At 72.3% G+C, this 6253-nt stretch carries 5 protein-coding genes; all 5 read left to right on the top strand.

Annotated features, from left to right (window positions below):
- The first annotated feature begins 130 nt into the window (after positions 1 to 130).
- The 5 genes from HNV26_RS36475 to HNV26_RS36495 are packed head-to-tail and all read left to right on the top strand — an operon-like array spanning position 131 to position 6242.
- Positions 131 to 1129, top strand: coding sequence for an AAA family ATPase (locus tag HNV26_RS36475; RefSeq protein WP_171444396.1), 999 nt, complete (start codon positions 131 to 133; stop codon positions 1127 to 1129).
- Positions 1122 to 2876 carry a hypothetical protein gene (locus tag HNV26_RS36480; RefSeq protein ID WP_171444397.1) on the top strand — a complete coding sequence of 585 codons (1755 nt, stop codon included), beginning with the start codon at positions 1122 to 1124 and terminating at the stop codon, positions 2874 to 2876. The genes HNV26_RS36475 and HNV26_RS36480 overlap by 8 nt, the downstream gene beginning before the upstream one ends.
- Positions 2873 to 3859: an ABC transporter ATP-binding protein gene (locus HNV26_RS36485; protein WP_171444398.1), complete on the top strand. Its 987-nt coding sequence runs from the start codon at positions 2873 to 2875 to the stop codon at positions 3857 to 3859. The genes HNV26_RS36480 and HNV26_RS36485 overlap by 4 nt, the downstream gene beginning before the upstream one ends.
- Positions 3860 to 3879: 20 nt before the next feature.
- On the top strand, positions 3880 to 5385 hold the full coding sequence (locus HNV26_RS36490; protein WP_216613069.1) for an ABC transporter permease: 1506 nt from the start codon (positions 3880 to 3882) through the stop codon (positions 5383 to 5385).
- A gap of 8 nt (positions 5386 to 5393) precedes the next feature.
- Positions 5394 to 6242, top strand: a complete 849-nt coding sequence (locus tag HNV26_RS36495; RefSeq protein ID WP_171444400.1) for a DUF58 domain-containing protein — start codon at positions 5394 to 5396, stop codon at positions 6240 to 6242.
- Positions 6243 to 6253: the final 11 nt, after the last annotated feature.

The raw sequence follows: 6253 nt of genomic DNA on the forward strand, positions 1-6253 counted from the left end.
GGCGGCGCGCAGGGCACCCAGGCGCGGGGGGAGGCGACGGCGGGGCCCGGTGCGGCGCCGCTGCTTCCCCGCAACCGGGACATGGTGAGGCGGTACTTTGGTGGCGAGTCGTCTGGAAGGGGGCAATGACGTGGCAGCGGAGCTTCTCAGTCCCGCCGAGGCACAGGGAGCGGCGGAGGTGGCGGCCCGGCTCAAGGACGGGCTGAACACCGTCATGCTGGACCAGGAATCCGTCGTCGAGCAGGTGGTGGTGGCGGTGCTCGCGCGCGGGCACGTCCTGCTGGAGGGCCTGCCTGGCCTGGGAAAGACGGAGCTGTGCAAGGCGCTGGCGCGGCTGCTGTCGCTGCCCTTCCGCCGCATCCAGTTCACTCCCGATCTGCTACCCGGCGACATCACGGGGACCTACGTGCTGGAAGGCGATGGCCGCCGCGACTTCGTCTTTCGCGAGGGCCCGCTCTTCGCCAGCCTGGTGCTGGCGGACGAAATCAACCGCTCCAGCCCGAAGACGCAGTCCGCGCTGCTGGAGGCCATGCAGGAGCGCAGCGTCACCGTGCTGGGGCAGACGCGTCCGTTGCCGGACCCCTTCTTCGTGCTCGCCACGCAGAACCCCATCGAGCTGGAGGGCACCTATCCGTTGCCCGAGGCGCAGCTCGACCGGTTCCTCTTCCGCATCCAGGTGCCCCCCGTGGGCGCGAAGACGCTGCGCGCGCTGCTCACCACGCGCGTGCGTGGCGCTCCGCCGGAGCTGTCGCCGGTGCTGGACGCGGAGGGCCTGGGCCGCCTCTTCGCCGCCGCGGACCGCGTGCACCTGCCGGGCCCCGTGGCGGACTTCATCGGCCGGTTGGTGGAGGCCTCGGACCCACGCCAAGCGTCGGCGCCCGACGCCGTGCGCCGCTTCGTCCGTTATGGCGCCAGCCCTCGCGCGGCGCTCGCGCTCGCCGCCGCCGGGCGCGCGCTGGCGTTGCTGCGAGGCAGGCCCAACGTGGGCTTCGATGACGTGGTGGCCGCCGCGCCTTCCGCCCTCAATCACCGGTTGGTGCTCGCCTACGAGGCCTCGCTGGAGAAGGTCAGCGCGGCGGACGTGGTGCGCGCGCTGCTGCAGGCCGTCCCCGAGGTGCCGCGTGCGTAGCGCGGTGCTGACCGCGAGTGTCCTGCTCTGCGCCCTGGGAGGCTCACGGGCCCTCGCCACATCGCTCGCGGACGAGGCCGCGCCGGCCGGCTACGGGTATCGCGATGCTTCCGGAACCATTGATACGCGGAACCACGGCGACCTGCGCGTCTCCATCCGGACCAGCGCGCTGAAGCCGGAGCGCGGCTACACCCCCATCGATGTCGTGCTCCAGAACTCGGGGCTCGTGTCCCTCCAGGTCCGTCTGGCCTTCCAGGGACATTCGAACTCGGGGCCGCGAACCTCCGAGCGCACCGTGGAGGTGCCGCCGCAACGGCGGCTCGTCACCTGGCTGCCGGTGCCAGCGACAGTTCAGGCGGGGAGCATCCTGGTGGAGTCGCCCGGCCTGTCTCCGCTGACGCTCCCTGCCCACACCCCCGTCTATGTGGAGCGCTCCTCGGGCGGGACGGTGTTGGTGCTGGGGACGCTCAAGGACTTCGACGACACGTCGGGGGTGCCTCGGGTGGAGGCGACCGGCAGCCCGCTGTTCTCAGTGCGCACCGTTGACCCGCGCGATGCGCCCAGGGAGCTGTCCGCCTACGTGGGCTACTCCGTGGTGATGGTGCCGGGAGACCTGGCTGCCGTGCCCGCGGATGTCTGGGCCGTGCTGGAGTCCTACGTCCTCTCGGGAGGCCGGCTCGTCCTGCCGCAGGCGTCGAGCCGCCTGACGGAGCATCTGCCATTGTTCACCGCGGAAGGCTCCAGGGATGCCGCGCCGTATGGCTTCGGGCGGGTGCGGTTGTGTGGCGCCGCGCTCGAATGCGGACAGGCCTTGAACGCGATGCTGGGGGTGTTCATCCCAGGGGCCGTGAGTCCCGCGGGGGCCGCGCCTCGGTGGGAGCGAAGCAACCTGCTCGCCGGGGGCCTCACGCCGCTGCTGGACCATGCCAACACGCCCGTGGGGCGGTTCCTGCTGCTCATCTTCGCCTTCGTGCTGGCGGTGGGGCCGGGCGGGCTGATGCTGGCGCGGCGCCGAGGGCCGGTGGCGGTGCTCGTGGCGGTGCCCCTGGTGTCGGTCCTCACCTGCGTGGCGCTCGTGATGTGGTCGGTGCTCGTGGATGGTTTCGCCGTGCACTCCGCGCGCTACAGCCTCACGTGGCTGGACGCGGAGCGCTCGCGCGCGGTGACGCTCGGTGTCTCCGCCTGGTACGCCAACGTGTCTTCGGGGCCGGTGCGCTTCCCGGCGACGAGCGCGCTGCTGGCACCGGAAAACGCCGACGAGATGCTGGCGGACCTGGACTGGACGAATGGCCTGACGGTGACGCATGGCTTCCTGCCGCCACGGACCTACCGTGAGTGGGGCGAGGTGGCCGTGCTGCCTTCTCGCGCGCGGCTCGTCGTCCGGCGGGAGGGCGACACCGTCCGCGTCCAGAACGCGCTGGGGGCGCGGCTGGAGCAGGGCTACGTCCGGGTGGGGAGCCAGAGCTACGCGTTGCCCGCGCTGGAGGATGGCGCGGAAGGGGCGCTGGGGGAACCGCTGCCCGAGGGCGCGACGCCGGTGAACCAGTTGGTGTCCAGCGTGGGGGGGACGTCGCTCGCCGAGGGGCGTCTGTCAGGGGGCGAGGAGAACTTCCGCGCTCCGCTCCCGGAGGGAGGCTTCATCGCGCGCCTGGGGGGCTTGGGGCCGGCGCCCTCGTCCGCCGTTGACGTCGAGTTGGAGGCCGGCATCCACCTGGTGCGAGGCCAGTCGGAAGGGGGGCGGCCATGAGCCTGCTGGAGGTGAAGGGACTGCGGCGCGACTACGGGCCGCTGCGCGCGGTGGATGACGTGTCGTTCTCCCTGGAGGCCGGAAGCATCCTGGGCTTCATCGGGCCCAACGGCGCGGGCAAGAGCACCACGCTGCGCATCCTGGCCACGCTGGATGTGCCCACGTCGGGCGAGGTGCTGCTGGACGGCCACTCGCTGGTGGATGCGCCGGACCGGGCGCGTCCGCTCATCGGCTACATGCCGGACCGGTACGGCACCTATGACGACGTCACCGTCTTCGAGTTCCTGGACTTCTTCGCGCGCGCCTACGGACTGAAGGGCGCGGCGCGCCGGCAGCGGGTGGATTCGGTGATGGCGTTCACCGGACTCACGCCCCTGGCGGACCGGCTCACCACCGCGTTGTCCAAGGGCATGCGGCAGCGCGTGGCGCTGGGGCGCACGCTGCTGCACGACCCATCGCTGCTGCTGCTGGACGAGCCCGCGGACGGGTTGGACCCGCGTGCCCGTATCGAGCTGCGCGAGCTGTTGCGCGCCCTGGCGGACCAGGGCAAGGCGGTCATCATCTCCAGCCACATCCTCACGGAGCTGGCGGAGATTTGCGACACCTGCGCCATCATCGAGCAGGGGCGTCTGCTGGCCACCGGGAAGGTGGCGGACCTGCTCCAGCAGCAGGAGCTGGGCGCGGCGGTGACGCCCGAGCTGACGGTGCGGCTGGCCGTGGGGGACGCGGGCAACGCCGTCTGGGAGCGCGCGGAGCGGGTGCTCCTCGAACAGCCGCGCGTGAAGCGCGTGGCGCGGGAGGGCGAGGCGCTGCGCGTGCGCCTGGAGCTGGATGCGGGCGCGGGCCCCGCGCAGGTGGACGCGGCGGCGGCGGTGCTGCTGGCGGCGCTGGTGGCCGCGGGGCTTCCCGTGTGCGCCTTCAGCGCGCGGGAGCGGAACCTCGAGGATGCCTTCATGACGGTGACGAAGGGGAGGGTGGCGTGAGCGCGCCCGTGGATACGGCGATGAGCCCTCCGGCCCCGGAGCCGATGGCTTCGGGAGGGGGCCAGGTCGCGGGCGCGGCGCCCTGGTCGCAGCGGTGGGGGGACCGGCTCAACCCGCTGGTGGTGAAGGAGCTCCGCCAGGGACTGCGCACGCGCGTCTTCTGGGTGTGCTTCGGGTTGATGCTGCTGGCGTGCCTGGCGGTGGCGCTGGTGGCCTACGTGGACACGCGCGAGGGCGCCTACGCGCGGCGCGGCCAGGGGTACTTCTTCTCCTTCTTCGTCTGTCTGGGCGTCGCGCACTTCTTCGTCATCCCGTACAGCGCCTACCGCTCGTTGGCGCGTGAGCGCGAGGACGAGACGTGGGTGTTGCTGGTGCTCACCGGCCTGGGGCCGCGCCGCATCCTCCGGGGCAAGGTGGCGTCGTTCCTCGTGCAGGCGGCCCTGTATGCCTCCGCGGCGGGGCCCTTCCTCCTCTTCAGCTACTTCCTCAACGGCATCACGCTGCCCACGATTCTGGTGGTGCTGGCGCTGGGCGGCGCGTGGCTCGTCTTCCTCACGGTGGCCAGCGTGTGCGCGGCGACGCTGGCCGACGGCCGCATGGGGCGTGCCTTCGTCCACTTCGGCCTGCTGGGCGCGCTGGGCCTGGCGCTGGTGCAGGGACTGGGCGCGGCCTACGCGATATCGGAGATGGGAGACCGGTTCCTGAATGATGTGGAGTTCCTCTATCTGGTCGGCATCGCGCTGATGCTGATGCTCATGGACGGCTGGCTGCTCTTCGAGGCCGCCGCGTCCCGGCTGTCCCTGCCCACGGAGGATTACACGCGGGGGCCGCGTCGCGCGGTGGGGGTGCAGGTGCTGGTGGGCATGCTCGCCGGCTGTGCCATCTGGTGGCTGACGGGGCGGAAGCACAGTGTTCCGGAGATGTTCGCGCTCCTGGGCGGCGTCCACCTGCTGGGCGTGGGCATGTTCGTGGTCGCGGACGTGGATGGTCAGGCGCGCCCGCTGCGCGCGACCACCCGGCCCTGGTCCGTGCTGCAGCCCGGCGCGCTGCGGGGCTTCCGCTGGATGGTGTTCCTGCTGGGGGCCTGGAGCGCGCTGTTCTGGGGCTTGCAGGTTGGGTCCTCGGACCTGCCGCTGAAGGGCCTCTCCCTGCGGATGGCCACCCTGGCGTTGCCGGCGTATGGCGTGCTCTTCCTGTCGCTGGCGGTGTGGCTGGGTCGGAAGGTGCGCCCGGACCGGCTGGCCACGCCCGTGGCGGTGCGCTTGATGTTCGTGGCTTCCGTGGCGCTGGCCTCGGCGCTGCCTCCGTTGGTGGCGGTGTTGATGGGATTCGATGGGGATGACCCCATCCTCAACCTCTTCAACCCCGTGGTGGGCATCGCGAACTTCGCCACGTACGACTACGGGGCGTCCGGGCCGAAGATGTCCTGGGACTTGCTGGGCGCGGTCGTGGGCCTGGCGCTGGTGGCCGCCTTCGGGACGGACCGGATGCTCATGGCGCGTGAGCAGCGGGCTCACACGTCGTGAGCGAGCGGATGGACGCAGCCGCCGTCGCGCGGCTTGTTCCGGGGCTGGCCCTGGCGTTGCCCAGGGGGCCCCACCGGGGGCTCGTGGGGGAGGTCCGTGCCACGTCCGCGGGGAGCGCGCTGGAGCTGCATGACTTCCGTGCGTACCAGCCCGGGGATGACCTGCGGCAGGTGGACTGGAACGCGGTGGCGCGCACGGGAGAGCTCGTGCTGCGCGTCCGCCAGGACGAGGTGTCGCCGCGCGTGGAGGTGGTGCTGGATGGCTCGCGCTCCATGGCGCTGTCCCCGCGCAAGGCCGCGTGCGCGCGGGAGGTGGCGCTGCTGACGGCGGAGGTGGCGGCGCGGCAGGGACTGTCACCGACGTTGCTGGTGGCCGGTGCCCGACCGGAGCGTGCTCAGGGACAGGCGTGCCGGACGGCCCTGGAGGCGGCGGACTTCGACGCGCGGGACGGACTGCCGGAGTCACTGGGGCGCCTGCCGCCGCTGCGGCCGTGTGGGCTGCGTGTGGTGGTGAGCGACTTCCTCTTCGAAGCGGACCTGCCGGCGCTGTGCGCGCGGCTGGCGCGTGGCGCGTCGGGCCTCTTCCTGGCGCAGGTGCTGGACGCCGAGGACCTGGACCCGGCGGGTGGAGATGGAGCCCGGCTGGTGGATTCGGAGAGCGGCGCGGCGCTGGAGGAGTTGCTGACGGACGAGGTGCTGGCCGCGTACACGCGCCGCTTCGCGGAGCACCAGCGCGGCTTGAGGGGCGCGGCCTTGCGTGCTCGCGGAGCGCTGCTCACCGCTCGGGCTCAGGATGGGCTGGGCGCGTTGGTGGCGGGGCCGCTGCGGCCTCTGTTCCTCGCGGCGGGTGCGTCGTGAGGGGGCGCGGG

It is taken from the genome of Myxococcus xanthus, from assembly GCF_013116825.1.
In the GTDB taxonomy this organism is placed as follows: domain Bacteria; phylum Myxococcota; class Myxococcia; order Myxococcales; family Myxococcaceae; genus Myxococcus; species Myxococcus xanthus_B.